This window comes from Microcoleus sp. ARI1-B5, from assembly GCF_036705795.1.
In the GTDB taxonomy this organism is placed as follows: Bacteria; Cyanobacteriota; Cyanobacteriia; order Cyanobacteriales; family Microcoleaceae; genus Microcoleus.
Window position 1 is genome coordinate 256,174 of sequence record NZ_JAUBVK010000002.1, and the last position, 24,400, is coordinate 280,573.

General features: G+C 46.0%; 21 protein-coding genes and 1 other RNA gene. 4 read left to right on the forward strand and 18 right to left on the reverse strand.

Annotated features, from left to right (window positions below):
• Window positions 1–26: 26 nt before the first annotated feature.
• The 3 genes from QUB63_RS04005 to QUB63_RS04015 all read right to left on the reverse strand — a co-directional run bounded on the left by QUB63_RS04005 (window position 27) and on the right by QUB63_RS04015 (window position 4,860).
• On the reverse strand, window positions 27–1,763 hold the full coding sequence (locus tag QUB63_RS04005; RefSeq protein ID WP_332943507.1) for a hypothetical protein: 1,737 nt from the start codon (window positions 1,761–1,763) through the stop codon (window positions 27–29).
• Between the two features lie 29 nt (window positions 1,764–1,792).
• Window positions 1,793–2,800: an SMP-30/gluconolactonase/LRE family protein gene (locus tag QUB63_RS04010; RefSeq protein ID WP_332943508.1), complete on the reverse strand. Its 1,008-nt coding sequence runs from the start codon at window positions 2,798–2,800 to the stop codon at window positions 1,793–1,795.
• A 335-nt stretch (window positions 2,801–3,135) separates the two neighbouring features.
• The gene (locus QUB63_RS04015; RefSeq protein WP_332943509.1) at window positions 3,136–4,860 is read right to left on the reverse strand and encodes a zinc metalloprotease HtpX; all 1,725 of its coding nucleotides are present in this window, start codon (window positions 4,858–4,860) and stop codon (window positions 3,136–3,138) included.
• Between the two features lie 356 nt (window positions 4,861–5,216).
• On the opposite strand from QUB63_RS04015, the gene QUB63_RS04020 reads away from it, so the two are divergent.
• Window positions 5,217–6,506 carry a glutamate-5-semialdehyde dehydrogenase gene (locus QUB63_RS04020; protein WP_442921752.1) on the forward strand — a complete coding sequence of 430 codons (1,290 nt, stop codon included), beginning with the start codon at window positions 5,217–5,219 and terminating at the stop codon, window positions 6,504–6,506.
• Here QUB63_RS04020 and QUB63_RS04025 read toward each other — a convergent pair.
• Window positions 6,494–7,516: an SPL family radical SAM protein gene (locus QUB63_RS04025; RefSeq protein WP_332943511.1), complete on the reverse strand. Its 1,023-nt coding sequence runs from the start codon at window positions 7,514–7,516 to the stop codon at window positions 6,494–6,496. The two genes, QUB63_RS04020 and QUB63_RS04025, sit on opposite strands and share 13 nt — an antisense overlap.
• A gap of 46 nt (window positions 7,517–7,562) precedes the next feature.
• Complete coding sequence (gene tcmP, locus QUB63_RS04030; RefSeq protein WP_332943512.1) at window positions 7,563–8,912, reverse strand: three-Cys-motif partner protein TcmP; 1,350 nt, start codon at window positions 8,910–8,912, stop codon at window positions 7,563–7,565.
• A gap of 268 nt (window positions 8,913–9,180) precedes the next feature.
• On the opposite strand from tcmP, the gene QUB63_RS04035 reads away from it, so the two are divergent.
• Window positions 9,181–10,548 (forward strand): serine/threonine-protein kinase, encoded by a 1,368-nt coding sequence (locus tag QUB63_RS04035; protein WP_332943513.1) that lies wholly within the window; start codon window positions 9,181–9,183, stop codon window positions 10,546–10,548.
• 129 nt (window positions 10,549–10,677) lie between these two features.
• A complete protein-coding gene (gene folB, locus QUB63_RS04040) occupies window positions 10,678–11,034 on the forward strand; it encodes a dihydroneopterin aldolase (RefSeq protein ID WP_332943514.1) in 357 nt (118 codons plus the stop codon).
• Window positions 11,035–11,325: 291 nt separating this feature from the next.
• Here folB and QUB63_RS04045 read toward each other — a convergent pair whose 3' ends face one another.
• The 13 genes from QUB63_RS04045 to QUB63_RS04105 form a co-directional block, all read right to left on the reverse strand.
• The gene (locus QUB63_RS04045; protein ID WP_332943515.1) at window positions 11,326–12,876 is read right to left on the reverse strand and encodes an AGE family epimerase/isomerase; all 1,551 of its coding nucleotides are present in this window, start codon (window positions 12,874–12,876) and stop codon (window positions 11,326–11,328) included.
• Between the two features lie 298 nt (window positions 12,877–13,174).
• Window positions 13,175–13,480, reverse strand: coding sequence for an NADH-quinone oxidoreductase subunit NuoK (gene nuoK, locus QUB63_RS04050; protein ID WP_332943740.1), 306 nt, complete (start codon window positions 13,478–13,480; stop codon window positions 13,175–13,177).
• A gap of 124 nt (window positions 13,481–13,604) precedes the next feature.
• Window positions 13,605–14,228 carry an NADH-quinone oxidoreductase subunit J gene (locus tag QUB63_RS04055; RefSeq protein WP_332943516.1) on the reverse strand — a complete coding sequence of 208 codons (624 nt, stop codon included), beginning with the start codon at window positions 14,226–14,228 and terminating at the stop codon, window positions 13,605–13,607.
• Window positions 14,229–14,458: 230 nt separating this feature from the next.
• Window positions 14,459–15,037, reverse strand: coding sequence for an NAD(P)H-quinone oxidoreductase subunit I (gene ndhI / locus QUB63_RS04060; protein WP_332943517.1), 579 nt, complete (start codon window positions 15,035–15,037; stop codon window positions 14,459–14,461).
• A gap of 101 nt (window positions 15,038–15,138) precedes the next feature.
• Window positions 15,139–16,257 carry an NADH-quinone oxidoreductase subunit NuoH gene (gene nuoH / locus QUB63_RS04065; RefSeq protein ID WP_332943518.1) on the reverse strand — a complete coding sequence of 373 codons (1,119 nt, stop codon included), beginning with the start codon at window positions 16,255–16,257 and terminating at the stop codon, window positions 15,139–15,141.
• Between the two features lie 378 nt (window positions 16,258–16,635).
• Window positions 16,636–17,026: a transfer-messenger RNA gene (gene ssrA / locus QUB63_RS04070) on the reverse strand.
• A 354-nt stretch (window positions 17,027–17,380) separates the two neighbouring features.
• Window positions 17,381–19,153 carry a serine/threonine protein kinase gene (locus QUB63_RS04075; RefSeq protein WP_332943519.1) on the reverse strand — a complete coding sequence of 591 codons (1,773 nt, stop codon included), beginning with the start codon at window positions 19,151–19,153 and terminating at the stop codon, window positions 17,381–17,383.
• 301 nt (window positions 19,154–19,454) lie between these two features.
• Window positions 19,455–19,976, reverse strand: a complete 522-nt coding sequence (locus tag QUB63_RS04080) for a Txe/YoeB family addiction module toxin (protein ID WP_332943520.1) — start codon at window positions 19,974–19,976, stop codon at window positions 19,455–19,457.
• Window positions 19,977–20,034: 58 nt separating this feature from the next.
• Window positions 20,035–20,304, reverse strand: coding sequence for a ParE family toxin-like protein (locus tag QUB63_RS04085; protein WP_332943521.1), 270 nt, complete (start codon window positions 20,302–20,304; stop codon window positions 20,035–20,037).
• Window positions 20,301–20,486: a hypothetical protein gene (locus QUB63_RS04090; RefSeq protein WP_332943522.1), complete on the reverse strand. Its 186-nt coding sequence runs from the start codon at window positions 20,484–20,486 to the stop codon at window positions 20,301–20,303. Before QUB63_RS04090 ends, QUB63_RS04085 begins: the two co-directional genes overlap by 4 nt.
• A gap of 181 nt (window positions 20,487–20,667) precedes the next feature.
• Window positions 20,668–22,689 (reverse strand): ArnT family glycosyltransferase, encoded by a 2,022-nt coding sequence (locus tag QUB63_RS04095; RefSeq protein ID WP_332943523.1) that lies wholly within the window; start codon window positions 22,687–22,689, stop codon window positions 20,668–20,670.
• A complete protein-coding gene (locus QUB63_RS04100; protein WP_332943524.1) occupies window positions 22,679–22,831 on the reverse strand; it encodes a hypothetical protein in 153 nt (50 codons plus the stop codon). Before QUB63_RS04100 ends, QUB63_RS04095 begins: the two co-directional genes overlap by 11 nt.
• Before the next feature lie 86 nt (window positions 22,832–22,917).
• Window positions 22,918–23,487 (reverse strand): hypothetical protein, encoded by a 570-nt coding sequence (locus QUB63_RS04105; protein WP_332943525.1) that lies wholly within the window; start codon window positions 23,485–23,487, stop codon window positions 22,918–22,920.
• 258 nt (window positions 23,488–23,745) lie between these two features.
• On the opposite strand from QUB63_RS04105, the gene QUB63_RS04110 reads away from it, so the two are divergent.
• Window positions 23,746–24,078, forward strand: coding sequence for a DUF565 domain-containing protein (locus tag QUB63_RS04110; protein ID WP_332943526.1), 333 nt, complete (start codon window positions 23,746–23,748; stop codon window positions 24,076–24,078).
• The last annotated feature ends 322 nt before the right edge of the window (window positions 24,079–24,400 follow it).

Here is a 24,400-nt window from a genome sequence, read left to right on the forward strand (position 1 = left end):
CGCATTTTTTTATTGCTTTTCCCGTCTTAACTTCCAGCAATTTTCACAATACAAGACGCATCCAAAACCACTAGAATTTCATTCTGAAAAACAGCACAACTTGTCATTGCGGGAGCTAAAGCGGGAATTTTCCCTTGTTTGAGAGCAAGCATCGCCTCCGGTGTCGCATCAAAATCCTCGATCCAGCCGTAATCCTCTACATACTTAAGAGTCAAGGCATTGCGCTCGATCATCCAAAAATCAACTCCATAGCTGTTAATGAAGTTTTGCAATACAGTTCGATCGTCCGTATATTGAGCGCGAATCAAATCGTTAATCCGCCGCAAAAATCGGCTGTAGTAGCCTTTCTGATACGGCACGGCATATTCCTTTCCCACCAAAACCGAACGCTGGCTAAACGTTGGCAGATTATCGGCTTCTGGGGCAATCGAAGCAATCACAATATCTTGAGGTTGTTGCTGAAAAAACTTGTACAAAGCGGGCATTTCACCTTCTACATACCCGACTGTGGGAAATTCTTCAACTAAGCAGGGATAAAGCACCACTGCGATCGCGATTGTCGCTGCGGTAATTAGTGCAACTAGATTTTTTAAATGAAATCTGGTTTCGGTTGTTGATGCCCAATGGCAAACTCCATCGATAATTAACGTCAGGGCGATCGCACTTATAAAAACAATCATAAATCGCAAGCTATAAGCTGTATAGCGTCCGGGCTGATACAGCTTAAAAACGGTGGCGTGAGCCGCAAAAAACATCGCAGAGGATGCTAAAAATAGCTGAAGCAACAGCCAGATTTTGCTTTGAATCTGATTTGCTAAGGGAAAAGCCGATCGAAACATTAATAGCAGCGGAAATAACAATCCAGCACAGTGAGTTACAGGCGTAAACAGCGACTTGGGAAACATCCCGCTGCCCCTACCAGTCAGCCAATAATCTACCGGATTTGGACGAAAAAAAGCATTTCTGCCGTCGGCTGCAAATACTCCCATTTGTTTAGCTTCTGCTGCTGTATAAGTCGGGCCAAATTCAGATTTATCTAAGGCATAAGGTAGCATTACTAAAAATATAACTCCTAAACCTGTACTGCAAAATAGGTAATTTGTGCGATCGCCCGACAAGCGCAAACGACCGTTTTCCCAGCTTAGCAGGCGCAAAACTAAAATTCCGGCAGCAACTAAGGCGTAAGGAGGGTAGAATAATCCGATTAGGGCGATCGCGCTCAAGCAAGGCAACAACCAACTGCGCGACAAATAATATAAAAAACCGAGAAATATCGGATAGATAAAAGCTCTTGGCGTTGTAGAAGCCAAATCATCTGTCATCCACATATGCTGATTTAAGAGCAAAGAAGCAATAAATCCAGTCATCGGCACTGGCAGCATTTCTAGGCAAAGGCCAAAACAGTAATAAGTGGAGATTAAGCCGAGAAATAGCGGCAATATTTTGTGAAATAATAGCGGGTGAATGCCGATTGTTGCTGCTAATTTGTAGAGAGTGCTGTATCCTGCGGGGGCGACAGATTGAAAGTAATTAGCAATGAAATCGTTGGGGAACAATTGTCGATCGACAAACCGCATCATCCAGAAAACGTGCTGTCTCGCATCGTCTTGCACGATATACTCGCCGCTGAAGGCTTGCTTCATCCCTAAAATGGCGTAAACTGCGGCAAATGTCAGCGAGAGAGTCAACCAAAAGATTGTGCGCGATCGGGATGTGCGATCGGCTGGCGCCGTCAGAAATTTGTGCGATCGGGCTATTAACATTTCATAACTTTTTTAAGAGTCGCATTATATCACGTTCCCGCCCGCACGCCCGCAATTTTAAGGCGAATCCGATAAAGACTTTTACTCCCGGTAATATAAAGCGTTTTGCGATCGCTTTCTCCCCAAGCCAAATTAGTCGCCGTCTCAGGCACCGAAATCCTCCCCAAAAGTTGGCCAGACGGCGATAAAATCCACACTCCCCCCGGCCCGGTGCTGTAAACATTCCCTTCTACATCAACTTTTAAACCGTCTGGAACCCCGCTTTGACTGGCGTCTTTCAACTCGGCAAAAACCCGCTCGTTTGTAACAGTTCCGTCTGGCTTGACATCGAAAACGCCAATGTATCCCGCTTCCGAATTGTTGACATAAAGTTTTTGCTCGTCTGGTGAAAAAGCGATGCCGTTCGGCATCACCAAATCCTTAACCAGCAGAGTTAATTTGCCGTCGGATGCCAGTCGGTAAACACCGTAAAAACCCAATTCTTCCTGCTCTTTAGTAATACCGTAGGGCGGATCTGTAAAATAAATGCTGCCGTCGGATTTAACAACCAAATCGTTCGGGCTGTTGAGCTTTTGGCCCTCGTATCTATCCGCCAATGCGATCGCTTTGCCGTCTTTTTCCGTGCGGGATACGCGCCGATTTTCGTGTTCGGCAGTAATTAAGCGGCCTGCTTTGTCTAAAGTATTTCCGTTGGCTTTTCCCGAAGGGCGGCGAAATATCTCAACTTTCCCATTTGATGCGAATTTATAGATAGTATTGGCGGGAATATCGCTGAACAGTAGAAAGCCATCGGGATGCCAAATCGGGCCTTCTATAAATTGGAAATCTCCTGCTACTTTTTCTAATTTTGCGCTGTCGTCTAGAATAGCTTGCACAGTCTTTTTTTCCTCCCTGTTTTCCGTTTGGGTGGCAAATATTTTTAAGTTAACCCTTAGCTTTTGGCTGGGGTTGCTGACTGCTAAAGTTAATACTATCAACAACAGGCTGATTGTAGCAATTTTGACTGTCATGTTGGCGATCGTAATTTCATTAACCAAGAGCTGATATTATATCCGGTTATACGGCGTATTCCAGTACAGTAGGGACACGGCAATGCCCTGTCCCTACCTGTTAAGCTGTTGCGGCATTTAAATTGTATGTCAAAAAACAATCAAACAATGAGTGGGGAGTAGGGGTTGGGCGGGAGAGCCCGCTGAGAATATGCAATTTAAATGCGCGACAGCTTATCTGTACTGCACTCAACTGAAAACTGCTATACAACCATTCTGAGGTTTGTAGTAAGGACTTTAGTCCTTAAAATTTATTTGGGAGGGAGGACTGAATTCCTGACTACAAACAGGTTCTCCGTCAGGAATGCAAATTTTTTCAACTGTTAAGCAGGAAATGACACGAATAGAAATGCAATACCGATCGCGATCGCACCAATCCCCATCACAAAAGACCAGAAACGGTGATAACTGTTAACCGCCGTACCGCTATCGCTTTCAAGCTGAATCAAATCCATCCAAGGCGCCACACCCCGGCGGAACCAACCCAAAGCACTAACATCCATACCGATCAAACTCTTAACCCGTTTCATCCCAAACATAAAATTGCCGATCGGGCCAAAACGAGAAGCATAGCGCAGATAAATCATTCCCGTTCTGTCTTGCAATTTCAAATCAGAACCAAACGCATAACCCGCATCGCCGCGACCAATTAATTCGCCTTGCAGTTTCGCAGGCTGACCCCGCAAAGGACTCGCATAGGGGTCAGACATTAAGGTTAAAACATCCAAATGTTCTGCTTGTTCGTAATTCGGAAACATCACCAAAGTCTTGAGCAAAATTCCCGCGCCCAAACCGATTAAAGGACAAGCAACCATCATCATCGGATTCGCAGCAGACAGGTAAATGCCGATCGCAAAACCCACCGCTAAGCCCAGAGTTTCCGCACTGTAAAGCAGCAAATCGAACACAAAATTGCCGTACAATTTCCGCCGGCTCAAATTGCGGCCTTCGCCCACAATCCTGCCCATGTCAAACTCAATATCCAAGCCTAATTGTTCTGCATAGGTGCTCAAAGCGCGAACTCGCTTACCAGTCAGCGGGTGAGTCGAATTCAACTCCATCCACCAACCCCACGGATTAAACATATCCCACAGAAACACTCGCCCAATTTTTTCGGGTTCCGAAGAAATCCGGTAAGCGGTACCCGTAGATGTGGCAGCTTTGGCATCGTAAATGCCCAAAGCGCGAGTTCCTTCTAACAAGCGGCTGGGTTCCGTTGCTCTTTGTCCTTCTTCCAAAATACCGTAAGCAATTTTTACCAAAGCGCGGGATAAAGCGTTCGGGTTCCCGGTAGTTTCGGCGGCAAAATGGTCGGCAAAATATTCTCGCGTCCGCGACAAATACAGCAGCAAATAAGTGCCGGCGATGTAAAACAAATAAGCAACAGCAGCTACAGTACCGGCCGCATCTTTTGCTTTGTCGCCGCCGCTTCGACCGAGCCTTTGAGCTGTAGTATAAATTAAGTAAGTAATTTGCACCAAAGTCGAAGCTAAAGTCATTACTGCAAAGTCCCAGTGGACGATGTGACCGAGTTCGTGGGCGTAAACAGTGGCAATTTCATCGTCGTCTAAATAGGTGAAAAGACCTTGACTGACGAGTAAGCGAGCGCTGTTAGGAAAGGAACCGTAAGTAAAAGCTGTGGGGTTTTGGTCGTCGATAATTCCTAAACGCGGCTGCTGGAGGTTTTTCTGTTTGCAAACCTTTTGAATAACTTTCGCTGTTTCGGGACTCAGGCTTTCTATTTCTGCTAGGGAAACCCAGCGAGTATTGTACAGCCAATTTTGGGTTAAGTCCATCAAGTAAGGTGATAGGAAAAAAGCTGCGATGTTAAAAATCAGGGTTATGGGAAGTGCGATCGCCAATCCGGCGACTGGATCGGGACTGTTGATAATGAAAACTGTGGCTAAGGATAGCGCCAACACCATACCGCATAGCAGGATGATGGTGACGCCGGAAGCTAAAACGAGATTTCCACCAGTTTTCTGGATCAGTTTAATGCCGGCTTTGGGCGATCGCCCTGCCTTGCGTAAAGGAGCTTGAGATGACATAATAATCTCCTAAGGTTATTGACAAAAGGTAATTACCGTGGGAATTTATCTATACTTCACTGTTTTAACCTGTAATTGCGGAGCGCGGTAAGGGGTCTCAACAAAAATATATAATTTCCAGTAAATTGTTAAGATTGAAAACCGCCCGCCCAATTTATTTCCGGGAATTCAATTTCTCCCTCAAAACCCAAAAATCACAACTATTTAAAAGTTACCAGAAAGAATTGGTTTAAAGCCCCAAGCCTTATATGGAGAAATTAAAATCAGACAATTGATTACTCCAATCGTCTTGATTCCAGGTAGAAGTCGCCCTCAAGCGGTCAACTGTCAACTGTCAACTGTCAACTGTCAACTGAATGAACGCTATGTCTATTATTGAAATTGCCCAAAAAACGCGCGCATCTGCTAGAAAGTTAGCAGTTTTGTCCGCCGATGCCAAAAATCAAGCTATTGAGGCTATTGCTAAAGCTTTAGAAGCTGCGGCGCCGGATGTTTTGGCGGCGAATGCGGCCGATCGCCAAGCTGCTGAGGCGGATGGAATTGCCAAACCGCTGTACGATCGCCTGAAGTTGGATGAAGTAAAGTTGAAAAGTGCGATCGCAGGCGTGCGAGATGTTGCCAAACTCCCAGACCCCGTAGGTTCCGTGCAAATCCACCGCGAATTAGATGCAGGATTAATTCTGAAGCGCGTTACCTGTCCTTTAGGCGTTTTAGGCATTATTTTTGAAGCGCGCCCAGAAGCCTTAATTCAGATAGTATCCTTGGCAATCAAATCCGGCAACGGCGTCATTCTCAAAGGCGGCAAAGAAGCCGTCCGTTCCTGCGAAATATTGACAAAAGTCATCCACCAAGCATTAGCAGAAACCGCAGTGAATCCCGCCGCCGTGCAGTTGCTCACCACGCGGGAAGAAACAATCGAACTGCTGAAAATGGATGAATACGTAGACCTAATTATTCCCAGAGGTTCCAATTCCTTCGTGCGGTTCGTGCAGGAAAATACCAGAATTCCCGTCTTGGGACACGCCGACGGGATTTGTCATTTGTACGCCGACAAAGCAGCGGATATTCAGAAAGCAGTAGAGATTTCGGTCGATGCCAAAACTCAGTATCCGGCCGCTTGCAATGCCATTGAAACCTTGTTAGTTCACAGTGCGATCGCCCCCGTTTTCCTGCCCGCTGTCGCCCAAGCTTTGCAGCAGAAAAAAGTCGAACTGCGAGGAGACGAAACCACCCGCGAAATCTTGGATATTGCCCCAGCAACAGAAACAGATTGGTCTACAGAATACAGCGATTTGATTTTGTCAATCAAAATAGTAGATTCTGTGGAAGAGGCAATTAACCATATCAATACTTACGGTTCTAGACACACAGATGCAATTGTCACCGAAGACAGTGAAGCCGCCGAAACATTTTTAAATGGAGTAGATGCGGCCGGAGTTTATCACAATTGTTCGACTCGATTTGCCGACGGTTTCCGCTACGGTTTCGGCGCAGAAGTGGGGATTAGCACGCAGCAAATGCCGCCTCGCGGGCCGGTTGGTTTAGAAGGATTGATTACCTATAAGTATCGAGTGGTTGGAGATGGCCATATTGCCGCGAGTTATGTAGGGAAAGATGCGAAGGGGTTTACTCATCAGGATTTGTAAGCATTTGAGTAATTCTTACGCTTGGTGCTGCTAGATTTTCTCTTAGTCCGTAAAGCTGTGAGACTATCCCACTTTTCTACTGTCGGTTTATACAACCAACGCTCTAGTTTAGCTTCATCCACATATCCTCTCAGTTCGGGATCTGGCCAAATGTGTAGTCGCTCTTCACACCCCACATCTTTCGCTGCCTCTTCAATATATTCCCATTGTTTGTTAAAACATTCTGCCCATGATTTTCTAGTCATAATTGAATGAGCAAAATCTAAACCTGCTGCTGTCATTCGCTTACCATTAGTCCCGCGAGCATTAATGGGTTCCCAAAAAATAACCTCTGGATTCACAGTCATAATTTTGTCTAGATATCTTTTAAAGTCCTCTAATGTCATGGTAGGAGGAGTGGGAGCCATTGCAACATACAATCTACATCCAGCTTCATGACCTTTTAGCAAAGCTTCATAGCGTTTAGAAGGTGGGGGTGATTGAGGTTCTATCTTGCGAATCAGCTCGTCATCATCTAGGTATGGCAAACTCATGCCAACTGTCACATTAGGATTTTTGAGAATTTCGAGATCGTTTACCCACAATAAACCACGAGTTAGAATTCTGACTCTTTTGTTATATTTTAAGAGAACCTCGACGGTTTTGCGAGTTACATTGGCCGTTTGCTGGTTTTGATATGGGTCAGTACCCGAACACAGTAAAACTACTCCTTTTCCTTCAGGTGTCTCGCGCCAAGACTGCTTCCGACTTAGGTTTTTTTCTAGTAACTCGGGTATCTCTTCACGAACAAAAAGATACTGTCCCCAGTCCATTTGAGGATTGCTTACTCCCCTTTCCCGCAGTTGTGCTTGCTTTGTTCTAATTGCTGGCGTTGAGGGTACATAACAAAAGGTACACCCGTGCAGACAACCAGAGGCTACGTTAATTACATAGTCGCATAGTCCCTTCTTATTAAGCGCACTCTCTTGCAGTGGATTGACAATTTTTTCGGTGCCTTTGACGATAGACATTATATGCCTCTGTTTATGGTTGTGAGAGTTTCTGGGTCTTTGTTATTTAGGAATCAGATGTAAAAAACTTACTGTTATAAAGTAATGAAATTTGATATTTTTGGGGTAGCTTTATTATATCATTTTTTTGCAAGGTGACTCGCTTACCGCTTAATAACTTATCCTTTCTCCAAACTTCTATTTCTTTAGAATCAATATATCTATTGATATATTCATTATAGAGCCTTCGGTTAGCTGGATTAAGTACCATTGTTCTTTTCTTTATTTCTCCAAAAGAAATACCATCGGGATTTTTTCTGATTAAATCTCCCACATCTCTATCTAACTTATCCATACAAACTTCATAACTATCTTTGGTTATATTCAATTGGAGGGAAATTTGATTTTGATTATAATAATCAGCAGTTTTAAGTCCATATCCATATATTTCATAATGGTATTGATAATCTAGATTGTTCTCTAAATCAAAGCAATCTTTGATAACTTCCAATGCTGTTAAGTTCTTAGAAAGATGCAGTAGATAGTATAATACATTACTTTCTCCTTTAGGAATCAGTGCAAAAGTAAAAACATATTCTGATTCACCTCTTTCAATAAAGAGCTTGACAGTTTGGTCTCTCAAATAACACTGTTCTCCCATGCTCGTGTCTTCTAAGTTGGCTTTTTCATAATATCCATCTGCTTCAAGAACTTCTTCAAAAGCAGATTTCAGTGTTGTGTATCTTTCAAGAAGAAATCTTTTGATATAAGAAATCATGTAAGTATATAAAATTTCCGAACCCCTGAGATTATTTAAGTCTCTAATAGTTCCCATTGAAACATCTGTCCAACCAAAGGGATCTAGCAAAAAGAAAGAATGACCTCTACGAGTCTCAACTGTAAAAATACAGGGTTTTACTAATTTTTCAAAGTCTCCCTGTAGAAATTCACATTGCTCTATCCTATCTCCATAACCCTCATTAAATGTATGCGGTTGTTCGTCTACTAATTCTCCTAAATTCGCTTTGATCATTGAATAATTTTTAAGACAACTCAGGTGCGATTTTTTGCTATCTATAAAAATAAATTTTACATTTAATGCTTGTGAATAAATTCGTTTGGATTTTTGATGTGCTTTTCTTACAGCTTTTATAATTTTAATAGGAGAACCTTCCCATTCCTCACTATCATCTTTATACATACCACCCCCACAAAAGCCATCTATAAAAGTAAATGTAGTTTCTCCAAAACGAGCTTTTTCATAAAGTGTATATATTAGGTTTTCAATGTATTTTTCTATAATTTGATGTTTGGATTTAGTATGAGGATCTATTGTAGGAATATTACTTCCGTCTGCACTCCATTTCGGCTGTGAATTACTCATATTGATTAGAGGATCAACAAAAATTAGTAACATAACTTATTTGTCAAATATTAGCACATATGTTGATCAGGCGCAACTACCTCAATAAAAAGTGTTAGCTTTCTTAAATTTAGGGTCAATTCGTTGCTCACTCAAGCTACAAAATCTAGTTGGCAAATCAGATAAGATTGACATAATTAGCTGAAGTTGTGCAGGAAGCTTTGGCTAAATCCAGCGATCGCCCTCGCATTCAAACAAATTTAGCTACAATAAGCTATACTGTGCTCGGCGACTCCCCAACTCGAACAATTTGCCGTGGTTTATGTCTAACTCCTCCCTCCTCGCCCCAGGTTCCACTCTCGAAAAACGCTACCGCATCATCCGCGAATTAGGCCGCGGCGGCTTCGGGCGCACTTATCTCGCAGAGGATATCAACCGCTACGGCGAACACTGCGTGCTCAAAGAGTTTTCCCCGGTTGTCCAAAGCCCGAAAGCCGCCGAATTGTTCGATCGCGAATCGAGTATGCTTTACAACCTCCAACACCCGCAAATCCCGCGCTTTCGAGAACTCCTGCGAACCGATTTAGACGGAAATCCATCTTTATTTTTAGTTCAAGACTACATCCCCGGTCAAACCTACGAAGAAATACTTATATCCCGCCAGCAGCAAAATAAAAATTTTACCGAAGCCGAAGTTACTCAACTGCTATTTCAGATTTTACCAGTTTTAGAATACATTCACTCCAAAAATTTAATTCACCGCGATGTTTCCCCAGACAACATCATTCAGCACACTGCTGACAAACTGCCCTTTTTAATTGATTTCGGTTCAGTCAAGCAAATCGCAGCAACGGCCGTATTTCAGTTTAGCGGACAACCTGCTACGGCGATCGGCAAACAAGGTTATTCGCCCGCAGAACAAATGCGGCTGGGGAAAGTTTCGGCGGCTAGCGATTTGTACGCTTTAGCCGTCACGGCGTTGGTGCTGCTAAGCGGCAAAAAGCCCCAAAAATTGTACGATATTCATAACAGAACTTGGGATTGGCGATCGCACGTCACAGTCAGTCAAAACCTCGGGACTGTGTTGGATAAGATGCTAGCAGAACAACCGGGCGATCGCTACGGGTCCGCCAAAGAAGTCCGCGAAGCCCTCAAAGACCCCAAATTATCCCAAATTCGTAGCATTATCTCCCAAATGGTGACGGTGAACTTTGTCGGGCGCCCCTTCAGAAACACCACTCAAACAGCTACCAACACCCATCCTCCTGTGGTGCAAACCCCTCAACTTGTTAACATCAACACCAGCAAATTTAAGTTAATTCCTTGGAAAAGCCTAGCGAGTTTTAGTGTGGTTTTATTGCCGGGAATTCTAGCCTTTAGTGCGATAAAATCTGGTTTTACTCTCCCAAAGTTGCCTGAATTGCCAAAATTTCCCCAAATCCCCCATTCTCCAGATACGTCTTTAGATGCAGAAATAGCTAGGCAAGAAAAGATTGGCAAGCGCCGCAAAAATCTTAATATTGAGCCGGATATTTTTTATCATAAAGTAGATGAATTATTTTACAATAAATATCCAGAATTACAAGGTCGCACCTTGACAGAAAAGCCAGAAGATGCGGGCATGAGAAATAAATGGTGTCAGGTTGCTGAGGATTTTCTGGACAGGTTGGAGAAGGGAGAGCAGCTTTGATATTAAAGATAGAATAAGAGCGATCGAACCGCAGAGGGCGCAGAGAACGCAGAGAAGAGAGAGGACAGAGAAATTTATCTGGTTCCAATGTAAATTAGTATATGCAATGCACTTTTAGTTTATTTCACAATGGATTCTATTCAACTTACAGGAATTCGCTGCTACGGCTACACGGGCTATTTGCCGGAGGAGCAAGTGTTGGGGCAGTGGTTTGAAGTGGATGTCACTCTCTGGCTAGATTTATCGAAAGCTGGAAAAAGTGATGATATTGAACATACTCTGGATTACCGGAGTGCCATTACTCTGATTCAAGAGTTAGTCAAAAACTCCAAGTTTTTATTGATCGAACGGTTAGCAGATGCGATCGCCCAAGCGCTTTTACAACTACCGTTAGTAGAGAAAGTTAAACTACAACTCTCGAAACCTGCTGCCCCTATCCCTGATTTCGGGGGTAGAATTACTCTAGAAATTACTAGAAGTCATTAGTCAGTAGTCCTGCCGTCATCAGTCATCAGTCATTAATATTTAGTCAGTCTACTGTCTTCCTTCTACAGTCTTCCCGAACCCCGCTAGGGCGTGTTTTCAAACTACTGATTGTGAACTTCACGGCTCGAAGATTCCCCTAAATCCCCCTTAAAAAGACCCACTTTGATGTCTTTGCTTCTCCCTTTTGAAGGGGGGCTGGGAGGGATATAAGGGTTTGAAAACACGCCCTAGTTCCTACGCACACTCAAAACCCATCTCCGCGATCGCACTTGATTAATTTATGTACATATCTTAATGAATATCTGAGAAGTTGATTCTGTATAAACTGTCTGTTTCTTGATTAGTCACAGGTTCGATTTTATCAATCTTACCTTTATAGAAATAGGGTCGGATTGTATTAACCGATGGCCTTTGCTTGAAGGCATAGTACAGTACCACTGGTTCCTGATGAAACTGACAGGTCGTAATATAGCCAATTAGAGCGCGTTCAAAAGAATGGTAAGCATTTTTCCAAGGCCACTGTTTGGGTAGCTCCTGAAGAGGTTTGTTCGTTGAATCATCAACGCCCGTCCAAACTTCACCGTACTTCCGATCGACAAAATAGTTGAACCAGTAATCGTAAGTTTGTGGAAGGTAAATTGCTAAAGATTGGTTTTCTAGAGCCAGGGAGGCAGCAAATTGGTCGAGTTCTGCATAGACCCACCAATCTTTATTTACGTTAACTTTACCCATCTGATTGATTTCGGATGCCCAGGAACCCGATTTAGGGAGATAGGCTCGTTCTAGAACCTTCGATCCATTTTTTTCGGCAAACTTGACGAGTGTCTGGTTGCCACTAAGTAAACCAGCCATACGGATCATCCACATCGCTTTGATAGTGTGTCCAAAATCAACTTTTGTGTTTTGGATATCCCTATCTAAGGGTGAATTTGCGACATAAAAAAACAAATTATCATTAGGAGAATAGAATTGGTTAAGCATAATATTTGAAATATCTACCAAATCCTGTTTCCATTCCGCTTGGTATGGTTCAGGCAGGATTGGAGTAATCAGAACCATGTATGCGTTCATCTGGTCTAGTTGAGCAGTCAAACGCTTATCCAGAGCTTTCGCATCGTCTCCGTCTTTTAACTGCCACTGTAGCGCCTTCAGTTTTGGGTTATAGTATGTTTTGAGAATATAATCTTTAACGGCTAGAATGTCGGGCAAGACTTCTGGGTCACGGGTCAAGTAGTAGTAAAAGCTGATGCCCAGAAGAGAATAAGCCAGTTCTTGAGGATTGCGGTACTCAACCGATGGTTGCCAGGACTTTGTTTCACCATCCCAGAAGGCATAGACTCCGCCATGTTGGCGATCGAAACTGTTCTGACGCAGATAATCTACACCTGCTTTCGCATACTGCAAATACTTGGCGTCACCTGTTAAGTGGAAAGCGACTCCATAGCCATAGATCTGCCGAGATATAGAAACAACATAGTTGCGATCCATCATTAGCCAACTGTTGTCTTTAATTTCCGCGCAGGGATTGCTACGGTCAAGCAGTGTTCCATCGTTACAACGAATTGAAGGGAAATTGCCGATTGGATCTCCTAAGGCAGTCGGCATCCTCCAGAAGGGAAGAAGTTCATTCTGCACATGATTCAACCAACGTTGGGCAGTTGGGAGTTGGGAGGGAAGATGGTTAGTAGAGGTTAGGGCCGGCAGAATAACTTGATGCTGAGAATAACCTGGTCGCGCATTGGTAGCCCAAGAAGCCACCGCAAAGTAGCTACCAAAAGGTAAAACGCACAGTAAACAAACAGCTAAAGAAGTGATGGTAAATTGAATCGGATTCCAGCGCATATTTGTATAGAGGAAGAGCGAAATGTTTGTTTGTTTACTCGATCGCGATCGGGCTAAGAAAGTCCTTCCGAGAGGCAAATAACAAAAAAATCGTGAAGCCCCCCAAAACATGGGGGGGACAAGAGTATTTCTCAAAGTCCCACTTATTAAGGGGAGCGACTATTGCCAGAGGGGTATCCCTCAGTATCGCGGTGCGGCGTAGATTTAGGGGGTTCTAGACTCGACTACCAGGGAGATTTACATAGGTTTTCAGTCTTAAGTTGACACCAATGCCTACTGCCTATGGCCAACTGACTAATTACCACTTCAGCAAATTAAACTCTTCCATGTCTACGGTATTGCGGTTGCGGTAAATCGCCAAGACGATCGCCAAACCGACGGCGGCCTCAGCAGCCGCTACCGTAACTACAAACACAGTAAATACTTGACCTTTAATCTGTACGGGGTCAAGATAGTTAGAAAAAGCCATCAGGTTGAGATTGACTGCATTCAGCATCAACTCGATCGACATCAATACCCGCACGGCGTTTCGGCTGGTAATTAAACCGTAAATGCCAATGCAGAAAAGCGCAGCAGCTAATAACAGGAAATACTGGAGTTGCAGTTGCATAAATTTTTGGAGTTGCTCTCAGTCTAAATTACTACAAAACAGGCAGATACAGAGGCTGCGAACAGAAACCAGGTTTCTCGCCTGACTAAAAGATAGGTGCGCAGTGCGCACCCTACAATTACTTTGTTTCCGGTGCAGAAACATCGCCGGCCGAAACTAATTCGCGCGGCCGTTCTGGTAAACTAAAAGCTGGTGTTTCTGATAAATTACTTGACAGTTCATCCGCAAAGAAATCGCGGCGCGCCAAGACAATTGCTCCCACCATTGCCATCAACAAAAACACTGATGCTAACTCGAAAGGCAGCAAATAGTCCGTGAAGAAGTGTTTGGCGATCGTCACGATCGAACTTTCAGCAGGTGCTCCCGCCGTCGCCACAATCGCCCAAGGAGTAGACACTACCATCGTACCCAAAAGTGCAAACAAACCAGCACAAACCACTGCCGTTGCTACTTGACGCACCCAAGCGTTGGAAATTGTGCGGAAGTCTTCTCGCTTGTTTACCAACATGATGGCAAACAAAATTAAGACGTTAACCGCACCAACATAAATCAAGACTTGCGCGGCTGCGACAAAATCAGCATTCAGCAACAGGTACATACCGGCAATGCTGGTAAATACGGCGCACAGCAAAAATGCTGAGTAAACGATGTTGGAGAATAGGACTACTCCTAATGCTCCTGCAATCATCATTACAGCCAATATGCCAAATGAAACAATTTGAACCCCTTCGGCTAGATTCACAATCTTTAATCCTCAATCATTAGTTTTCTCTTGTTCGTTTTTACTCATTAGTTATAGCAGCAGCCAGGATAGTGGAGAGGAGCGGGTTTATATATATCTAGGCTGGGTGCCTTTATCTGTTGGTGAGCCCGCCCCTACAATTTGTCCTAATCGACTTTCATCGGTTGCTATAGCAGTCATTAATAGTTGGTTATTTCACTAATGACTGATGACTGCTGACTAATGACTAATTACTTACTTTCCTGAATTTCCTCTGGGCGCAGACCAGCGCGGCGATCGGTGTAGGAAACTTCATGAGGGTCGATCGCACCTTTCGGCAAATAAGCGAATTCCCGCATCGGTGTCACCATCGGGTCATCTGTAACCTTGTACGGCAAACGTCCGAGGGCCACGTTGTCAAAATTCAACTCGTGACGTTCGTAAGCCGCCAACTCGTATTCTTCTGTCATCGACAAACAATTTGTCGGACAATATTCTACGCAGTTGCCGCAGAAGATACACACCCCAAAATCAATACTGTAGTGCTTGAGCTGTTTCTTCTTAGTTTCTTTGTTAAATTCCCAATCCACCACAGGCAAATTGATCGGACAAACTCGAACGCAGACTTCGCAGGAAATGCACTTGTCAAATTCAAAGTGAATTCGGCCCCGGAAACGTTCGGAAGGAATTAGTTTCTCGTAAGGATACTGCACCGTAATCGGCCGGCGTCTCATGTGGTCAAAAGTAACAGATAGCCCTTGACCGATATACTTGGCAGCTTGAAGAGTCTCTTTGGCGTATTCGCCTACTTGATTGAGGAATTTTAGCATCGTGTTCTCTCTCTGTACTTGAGTTTTTGGTAATTGCTAACTGATAATAGGTAATTGGTTAACAGCTATTTTTTTAGCTGTTGCCCTTTACCTATTATAAATTAACCGCCAAAAGCAAAGGGAAAGGCAAGCTTCAAAGCTGCGGTCAATAGCAAATTAACTAAAGCAACGGGAAGCAAAAACTTCCATCCCAAATTGAGCAATTGGTCGATCCGAACTCGCGGCAGAGTCCAGCGCAGCAGCACTGCCAGAAACAGGAAAAAGTAGGCTTTGAGCATGGTCATTGTAATGCCCAGCAAGCCTGTAATTACCTGCAACCAAGGAGTCGTCTCGCTCAATCCCAGGGCATTTGTGATGACTCCGACGGGAATCGGAGATTCCCAGCCGCCGAGGTACAAAACGGCTACTAGCAGGCAAGAAAGGACGAGGTTAACGTAGGAAGCGATGTAGTACAGAGCAAATTTCATGCCCGTGTACTCAGTCTGATATCCTGCTACCAATTCTTCTTCTGCTTCAGGAAGGTCAAAGGGCAACCGTTCGCATTCTGCCAGTGCTGAGATCCAGAAAATTAGGAAACCTGCGGGCTGGCGCCAGACGTTCCAGCCGACGATGCCGTAGCCGGCTTGTTGGTGTACGATGTCGATCGTACTTAAGCTGTTGGACATCATCACAACTGCCAATACTGCCAAAGCTAGAGGAATTTCGTAGCTGAGGGATTGAGCGGCTGCTCTGAGTCCGCCGAGGAGGGCGTATTTGTTGTTAGAAGCATAGCCCGACATCAGCAAGCCGATCGGCTGAATGCTAGACAGGGCAATCCACAGAAATATTGCTGTCCCCATATCGGCGATCAGCATATGCTCTCCGAAGGGCACGATCAAGTAGGACAGAAACACTGGAATCACGACAATTACCGGGCCGAGCGTGAACAGCAGCGCGTCAGCTTTTGCCGGTACAATGTCTTCTTTGAATACCAACTTCAGGCCGTCGGCTACGGGTGCGAGCACTCCCAGAGGGCCGATGAATTCTGGGCCGATCCGCTGTTGAGCGGCGGCGGAAATTTTCCGCTCTAGCCAGACGCTAGTCAGTACCCCGAAAACAGCACCGACAATCATCAGCAACATCGGCAGCGGTAGCCAAAGCACGTGGGCGATGTCTGCCGGTAAGCCCAAATTGATGAGGGCTTCTACGAAACTTCCTTGTAAGTCAATTCCTGGGTTCATTTTTCCAGCTTTTGAGCGATCGCCATATAATTTTTCACCCGTCCTTCGTAGGAGTAGGCTTAGAGAGCGGGGACTTTGTAAAGATTTTTAATGCTTTACCGCCTATAAGTATATCGCCCGAGGGCCCCGACGAACGCACGGACGGGTGAAGTTCTAATTATCTGATCCCCCAAGCTAGCTAATGGGTTGGTAACTTATACGATTTTAGATTTTAGATTTTAGATTTTAGATTTTAGATTTTAGATTTTAGATTCTAGATTTTAGATTGAATCAAGATTGAATGCCAAACAAAAGGGCCCGCGAGTTAACTCGCGGGCCCTTTGAATGTTGTAAAGCGACTTTCAAATGGCTTCAACCATTGATTTTACGTCACCTTTGCGATGGAACTGGGCAGAATCGAACTGCCGTCCAAAGCGGGTATTTACCTTCCGATCGTTCACAGGTTTATCCCCTCTGATCCTCAGGGCGGGAACCATCTTTATCCCAAATGGGGGGATTTTCTAGTGATTGCTTTCCCGGCTAGCCGACTAGAAACGTCTAGCTAGGGCATCCGTTGGGGGTTGTTATGCTACCGTTAACGGAGTAAGGTGGCATACACTCTGAACCAAGCTAGAGAAGTTTTTAGGCTACAGCTACGGCTTTGCGAGCGAAAGGAACGATGTTGTTCGCATTTACTATTTTTTTTGAGCCGATATTAACGAGAGTAGACTCCCTCTCGACCTGCATCACGGAGCAGCTTTCGCCACCCTGTCGAAACCATTACAGCCCCTCGTGCGTTCTTTAATCATAGCCAATATTTTGTGTAACGTCAATCGATTTTAGATTTTAGATTTTGGATTGGGGATTGGGGATTGGGGATTGGGGATTGTTTGGCAAATAGTCCAGGTCGCACTACCAACCAAGAAACCGGGTTTTTTAACCGAGACACATTAAAAAAGGTACGTAGTTGCGCTGTCTTCGCTTTCATCGCAACTACGTACCTAAAAAACCTTTAAGTATTGTGACACTTGCGATCGCCAACTGTGAGAATGAGGATTTTGCGCAAATATTTTCGTGAAAAAACCCGGTTTCTGAACACCCGTGCATGAGTCCTAACAAAGCTCAGCAGGTATTCCCAACAAGTTTAATGCAAATTTTCGTCCCAAACGCCGATGTAAATCCGATCGCGCTCGTTGCGTTCGATCGTCCCTTTCAACGAACCTTTCTGAAAATTAAACCGATTGGTGCGGCGCTGCTGCACGTCCCGGAACCCTTCCAAAATCTCCCGATCGGCGCCGCCCACCATCCCGTTTAAGGCGGTTCGCACTACCAAATCGTCCACCGTCGGGGCAAAAGAACCCTCTGTTTGCACTAACTTGTCGGAATCGCGATCGTAAATATAGCCGAGAGTCACCCGGTTCGGCAGCAATTCGTAAAGTGCGGTGCGAGTATTGGGCCAATAGCCGCGGGATTGAGAGTCAGTCGGATCTCCCAATGCACTTACAATCTGACTTTCCGGCGTACCCACCGCAAACCCTGGGATAGTGGGAGTCTTCTGATAACCGGTTCCTGGTAGTTCGCTGGGTGGGGGCGATCGATCGGGCGGCAACTCCTTGTCAACCAGTTTTTCCGTTGGTGTGGGTTCGGCAGCCTCAGGTGTTGGGGCTGGAGTTGGGGCCGGAGTTGGGGCCGGAGTTGGAGTTGGAGTTGGGGCCGGAGTTGGAGTTGGAGTTGGAGTTGGGGCCGGAGTTGGAGTTTCAGCAGCAGGCGGCGGAGTTTCTCGGCGAGGGGGAATTGGTGCGGGTGTTGGAGTGGGAATTGGTGCGGGGCCCGTGCGCGCCTCTGGATCTGCGGGGGTGGAAGTGCGATCGTCCTTCGCCACGGGTGCAGGATCGGGAGACTGCCGGTTGAGGAAAACCCTCGCCACACCCACTAAACCAGCGAATAGAAGTGCGATCGCCACCAACCCCAAAATCAACCAAACCTTGCGGTTTCCTTCCCCATTCGTCACCGCAGCAGGCGCTGTTTTGAGAGTTGCAGGCGACTGAGGGCCGTGTCCCGGCATCACCGCCACCGTCGGCCCGGTGTCCGGCGACGCTGCTGCACCCTGCCCGTGCAGCAGCGACAACCACTCATCCACGCTAGCAGGGCGATTTTGAGCCTCTACAGTCATCCCCCGCATCACCGCTTGACTGACAGTAGGACTCACTTGAGGCCGCAAGTCCCGGGGTGAAGGCATCGGCTGGCTGGTACGCAAAATTGCAGCCACCGGCACCTGTGCTGTCAGTAAAGTGTAAAGCGTCGCCGCCAGCCCGTAAACATCGGTAGCTGGCGTATATTTTCCTTGGGCGAAATACTGTTCTGGGGGTGCGTAACCGTCGGACACCATATTAGTGTGATTTTGGGTTGCACCGTTTGTAAACTCGCGGGCAATGCCAAAATCAATCAGCACGACTTCCTGGGTACCTTGGCGCAAGAGAATGTTTTGCGGCTTGACATCTCGGTGCAGCAAACCCTTTTGATGAACTGCTTTCAAAGCAGCCCCAATTTGAGTGATGTAGAGAATTGCGAGATTTTCTGGGAGGGGATTGTTTGTACCGACTACATCGCCCAAATTCTGACCGGCTATGTAGTCCATTACCATGTAAGGCTGTCCGTCTTCGACAAAGAAGTCGCTGACGCGCACTATATTCGGATGGACGCAGGAAGCCAACCGCCTTGCTTCGTCTTGGAATTTGCGATCGAACTCGGCAAATTTGGGATCGCGCCGCAGAGATTCGTTGAGGGTTTTAATCACCACCGGCTGTCCTAAATACCGGTGATTTGCCCTGAAAGTAATCCCAAAGCCGCCTCGCCCCAGTTCTTGTTCGAGGGTATATTTTCCGCCCTGTAAACTTTTGCCGATTAGTGCGTCCATAAATCCTAAATCCTAAATCCTAAATCCTAAATCCTAAATCCTAATTCATTAGTCATCTTTTAGTAGCCGTCTGTCATCAGTCATTAGTTCGAGATTTACGCAATCCTCCTCAGAAACCCGGTTGCTTCCGAGATTTTTCGTTTCCACAGCCAATATTGTCCTAAGCTGTCGCGCATTTAATTTGTCAGCTACTGTTTACTTAAACTCTTGTGGCGCGGGCCGGAAAGCCCAGATTCGATCGCCCTGTTTATTCCAAGGCTGCGATCGCTCTACCCCTGTATTGCTTAACCGATTAGAAACACTACTCATAATGCGTCCACACCGGCAAAATTTTCACCGTATTCTCAGACTCAATCACCTCGTACACCAGACGATGCTGAATGTTGATTCGCCGTGAATATGCACCTGCCAAATCTCCCACCAATTTCTCGTAGGGTGGCGGATTCTGAAACGGATTGGTTTGAATGATGTCGAGTAACGTTTGCGCTTTGTCTCGTAAATTGCTAGAAGCCAGATTTTTGGCATCTTTTTGTGCCTGTTTGGTGTATACCAGATCCCAACTCACCACTGTAACTCCCGTTAGCGAAGCTTGCAGAAGAGGATCGCACTCCTCAATTGGTGTTGCCAGTCCTTCCCGAATCGATTCCCGCATCCCCGGTACTGACAGCAAATACAGTGTTTCACGGGCAACCGATGCCCAATCAGATTCAGATAATAAGACTGCATTGCTAGTCTGTCCTGCGATCGCGATCGGTTGATGCGACTGACTCACGGAATCTATTAACTGCTGCAACTGCTGTTGAGCTTCATTAATTGGGATCATAATTTTCCACTTGTCTAAATACACTTTTCTAATTGATATTGGCTGGCGGCAGACACTGCTACAACTGCCCCAGAAACTTGTCGTACACGGAGGGTGAACCAACCCAAAACCAGATTGCAGTGTCTCCATCCAACTGACCAACTGCTCGATAGTTTTTGCTAATTCGGGCTGAGTAGATTGGTAAGTCTGGATGCACCTTCTTGAAACGCAGGCTTGGATGACTTGGGTCTTCCTTGAACTGGCGATACGCCGCGCGTGTCTGCTGTTGAACTTGTTCGGGTAAATCAGCAAATAATCTGCGGAACTCGGTTGTAGTGCGTGACTTCACAATGTTTCTGGATCGAGTTCTTGGGTTTGACCTGCATGATACTCAGCCATTGCGGTGGCTGCGAGTTTAGCAAGAGCATCTGGGGAACGGGAGAATGCTTTATCCCAGCGCATATCGTCTTCCAGTTCTTCCAGAATCATTGAAGCGAGGGCATCTTGCTCGCTGGCAGACAAGGTTTTCAACTTGGCGATCCTCTTCGAGGGCTTCGCTAACGCGCGATCGAGTAACAAGCGTCATGGCTACCACACTCTTACAATTAAAATGGCATCCTATCTATTATCGCTGTTGACTAGATTATACCGCAACTTCAACATCATACTTTATATGAATGACTTTCAATTGCCAAAGCCGCAGTACAATACACTATTTCAAAAACGCCTTTCTCGGAACCCTGGCGAGTTGGTACGCGCCCCGACTGTCCAACAACTGATATTGATTTGGCTGCAATCCGAATTCCACAAACTTGTGTGGATATCCCAACACCATAATCGTCGGAGAAGTATGGTTGTTGGATTCCTCGATGTAGTCCTTCGCCCCTCTGGGAAGTCGGTAGAAAGTAACAGGATCTTGGGTATAAAAAACTAAACTTGGTTTCCAGAAACCAATCATCATCAACTCTTCTCCAGGCAGTTTTTGTTGAAGAACAACCTTCGCTAACTCTCTCAGAGGTAACTGGCGGTTGATATCGACTAAATTGTAGGCGGGAGTAAGACCAAAGATGATAAATGCTACTAACCCGATGAAGTTAGCAACCAAAATCCAGCGTTGTTGCCGCTTCCAGAGTAAAAGCGCGATCGCCCCAGCCGCAGTTATCCAAATCGCACCGCCGACAATCAGCAATCCCGACTCCTGAATTGCTTGGGGAAAATTGGGCATTGCCGGATCGTCTCCCAGCCAGTGGTAGCAGTAGAAAGTTGCTCCGGCTACAATCAATAAAAATACGACATTGAAAATGTATGTAACTAACAGCCCTCGCGGTAAACAATTCGGTTTTTTTTCTAACTTTGCCAGTCGGTTTTTTGGTTCATTACCTGCAATAATATCGCTCCACAGCAGCGTTACCAAAATCGCAGCGGCCGGCAGTAAAGGCAATACATAACTGGGCAATTTTGTCACGGCGATCGTGAAAAAGCCAAAGATGCAGGCGAACCAAAATAGGGCAAATAAACTTAACTGTGCCGATCGCGGTTGGCGGCGCCAGTAACTGCGCTGCCAAAAACGGGTACGGGCGATCGCCACGGGCAAATAAATCGACCAAGGCGCAAAACCAACTAGCACTACAAAAAAGTAAAAATACCAAGGCGCCGAGTGCTTGTTGACTACTCCAGTAAAACGCTGGAAATTGTGATAGCCGAAAAAACTGTCAATATAAGTTTCACCGTTGGCTAATATCACCAGAATGTACCAAGGCAGGGCGATCGCCAAAATAATCAAGATTCCCGACAGCGGACGCATTTCGCGCCAAAGTTGTCGAAAATTTCCCAAATACAGCCCGAAGCTACCAACAATCAGCGCTGGTACGACAATTCCCACAGGCCCCTTAGCCAGAATTGCTAAGGCAATTAGTACGTAACAAGTCAGATACCATTTATTGGGAAATCGCGCAGCAGAAACTGTGGGAAATTCTGCTTTTTCTCTCTGTTCTTCTAGCGTGTAACCGAGGAAAAATGCCAGAAGTGCCGAACACATACAGGCGACTAATAGCATATCTGAAACGCCAGTCCGCCCCCAGGCAATAGTTTGGGGATTTAAAGCGATTAGCGCCGCACCAATCCAAGGAGTAGAAAGAAACAGCGGGAGAGGGGGAGAGGGGGAGAGGGGGGGAGTGGGAGTTTGGGAGAGGGGGAGATTGGGAGATTGGGAAAATATTCCCTCAGACTTCTCCCTTACATCCGTTACATCCGATCGCGTGCTCGTTGCCGAACTTCCTTCTTCCTTCTTCCTTCGGAAACCTTCTGTCTTCGATAGGGTATAGAATCCGAGGCAAGTCAGGGCGATCGCGCACAAGGCCGACGGAAGGCGCACAGCCCACTCGTTCACCCCCAGAGTGCGGTAAGCCACCGCCATCAGCCAGTAAATCAACGGCGGCTTGTCAAACCTGGTTTCGCCGTTGAAATAAGGAGTGATCCAATCCCCTGTCACCGTCATTTGACGGGCGGCTTCAGCAAACAGCGGTTCGGTTTCGTCAACTAAGCCGATGTTGCCGAGATTCCACAAGAAAGCCACCCAGGCGATCGCGCACAGCCACAGCAGCGACAGCAACAAAGGTGCCATCCTCTTCGAGGGCTTCGCTAACGGGCGATTCCTGTAATATTCTGACAAATTTTTAATAACTTCCTTCACCCAAACTTCCTGCGATTTTAGATTTAAAATTTTAACTCGCATAGAAGTCTACCGAAAAATTGCCTTCTCGAAACTGGGAATTCGATCGCACCCCCTTCAACTCACCTCTTGCACCGCTCTCAACAATAGCTGAGCAACCGGGTTTCTCAACCAAAATATCGGGGCGCACCTCAGTAAAATCCACTTAATCCGTCACATATCGATCGATCCAGCTTGCTATGTATGTCTTCTTCCTTCTTCCGACTTCCATCGGACTTCTTCCTTCTTCCTTCAAGGCTGCAAAGTTAAATGCCATTCTCCGGCTGTGGCGTTCCAAGCGGGCGAGGCTGTCTCTCCGGCGACGTAAGGCCCCCAGTAGCGGCGGGAACCATCCTGAGCAAAAACCACCAGAATGTCTCCCTGTTTGACTTGTAACTTGCCCTCCGGCAGCGATAGCATCAGTCCCTTGCCGCCGCCTTCCCCGGGTGCAAAATCCCAGTGAGCCGGTTTGGCGTAGGATTTCTCGGCTTCCCGTTTCGACAGCAGCGCCACTCGCACCGGGTGTTCGCTGCGGTTGCTGACGCGCAGGCTGCCGGCGGATGCGGCATTTGCAGGGATTGAGGAATTGCTTTCTTCTTCTGGTTCTGGGGGTAAGTCGGCTTTGCGCCCTTGAGCGGTGTCTGGGGAAGCTGTGGCGACTGGGGAAACGGGGGGTGTTGGGGGGAGTGCGGTGGCTGGGGAGCGCAAATCGCTCGGCCGGTTTGCACCGTTGGAGATGGTGATTTCAAAACGTCCGAGAAACATTCCTGTAATTAGGACGATCGTCGCTCCAATTAATATCTGGTAAATTTTAAGCTTCATAAATTTTATGCTTTAAAGGATAGGCTGCACACCCGCAATTAGTCATAACTATGTTTAATGTAGAACCCGGGGCTGCTGTGCCCCAAGATCGAGCTACACTTAATTACTTGACTGTTAAGAGCGATAACTGGGCGATCGCACAATACCATCTTAGATGTTAAATTTTAGATTTTATATGGCAGCATACTGACCCCGGTCAAGATTGGGAGTTGTTGGCGACCGGCATTTTTGTAATCATCGGCATAACTTTTAAGTTCTATGCAGAATACCCGAATTAACAGATTGATTGATGTTCTGGGCGAGCAATTGGGAAACTGGCTGAGCAATCCTTGGCGGCGGATTTCGCTCCTGGTAATTAGCCTGCTGTTCGGCACTTTTTTGGGAACAGCTATTTCTACCATCGCCGGACAATCCGCTGATTGGGATATTATCGCGGGGGGGCTGTTGGTATTTTTGACGGAGCTGGCGAACCGGCTGGTTTACGGCAGCAGGCGCCCCGCTGGCGGTTCTTTGTGGGTGGAAATGCTCAATGCTCTGAAAATTGGCCTGACTTACAATTTATTTGTAGAAGCTTTCAAACTTGGCTCTTAAAAAATAGTAAAATATTTGTCGGTTGCAGAGATTATTTGCCCAAAATCAGCCTCGGCTTAGAAAGTTTTGATACCAGTCCAGGACGCACGCCGAGGTCAGAAACCGGGTTTCTTCGTAGATGTTTAGTTGAGAAACGAAGATTTTTCAGAGAAACCCGGTTTCTTTCCGTAAGTCCTGGATACAAGTTTAAAAAAAATAATGCCACTCCATGCACGCTCCAAACTGATACAAAATTCTTAAATTCTTCAAGTCTTCAATCCTCCCATCCTCCCATCCTCCAATCCTCCCATCCTTGAATTCTAAAATCTAAAATCTAAAATCT

What these genes read in the sequence shown, in the direction of transcription:
- QUB63_RS04005 (WP_332943507.1), bottom strand. Translation starts at nt 1,763, where the DNA reads ATGTTAATAGCCCGATCGCACAAATTTCTGACGGCGCCAGCCGATCGC.
- QUB63_RS04015 (WP_332943509.1), bottom strand. Translation starts at nt 4,860, where the DNA reads ATGTCATCTCAAGCTCCTTTACGCAAGGCAGGGCGATCGCCCAAAGCC.
- QUB63_RS04020 (WP_442921752.1), top strand. Translation starts at nt 5,217, where the DNA reads ATGAACGCTATGTCTATTATTGAAATTGCCCAAAAAACGCGCGCATCT.
- QUB63_RS04025 (WP_332943511.1), bottom strand. Translation starts at nt 7,516, where the DNA reads ATGTCTATCGTCAAAGGCACCGAAAAAATTGTCAATCCACTGCAAGAG.
- tcmP (WP_332943512.1), bottom strand. Translation starts at nt 8,912, where the DNA reads ATGTTACTAATTTTTGTTGATCCTCTAATCAATATGAGTAATTCACAG.
- QUB63_RS04035 (WP_332943513.1), top strand. Translation starts at nt 9,181, where the DNA reads ATGTCTAACTCCTCCCTCCTCGCCCCAGGTTCCACTCTCGAAAAACGC.
- folB (WP_332943514.1), top strand. Translation starts at nt 10,678, where the DNA reads ATGGATTCTATTCAACTTACAGGAATTCGCTGCTACGGCTACACGGGC.
- QUB63_RS04045 (WP_332943515.1), bottom strand. Translation starts at nt 12,876, where the DNA reads ATGCGCTGGAATCCGATTCAATTTACCATCACTTCTTTAGCTGTTTGT.
- ndhI (WP_332943517.1), bottom strand. Translation starts at nt 15,037, where the DNA reads ATGCTAAAATTCCTCAATCAAGTAGGCGAATACGCCAAAGAGACTCTT.
- nuoH (WP_332943518.1), bottom strand. Translation starts at nt 16,257, where the DNA reads ATGAACCCAGGAATTGACTTACAAGGAAGTTTCGTAGAAGCCCTCATC.
- QUB63_RS04075 (WP_332943519.1), bottom strand. Translation starts at nt 19,153, where the DNA reads ATGGACGCACTAATCGGCAAAAGTTTACAGGGCGGAAAATATACCCTC.
- QUB63_RS04080 (WP_332943520.1), bottom strand. Translation starts at nt 19,976, where the DNA reads ATGATCCCAATTAATGAAGCTCAACAGCAGTTGCAGCAGTTAATAGAT.
- QUB63_RS04095 (WP_332943523.1), bottom strand. Translation starts at nt 22,689, where the DNA reads ATGCGAGTTAAAATTTTAAATCTAAAATCGCAGGAAGTTTGGGTGAAG.
- QUB63_RS04105 (WP_332943525.1), bottom strand. Translation starts at nt 23,487, where the DNA reads ATGAAGCTTAAAATTTACCAGATATTAATTGGAGCGACGATCGTCCTA.
- QUB63_RS04110 (WP_332943526.1), top strand. Translation starts at nt 23,746, where the DNA reads ATGCAGAATACCCGAATTAACAGATTGATTGATGTTCTGGGCGAGCAA.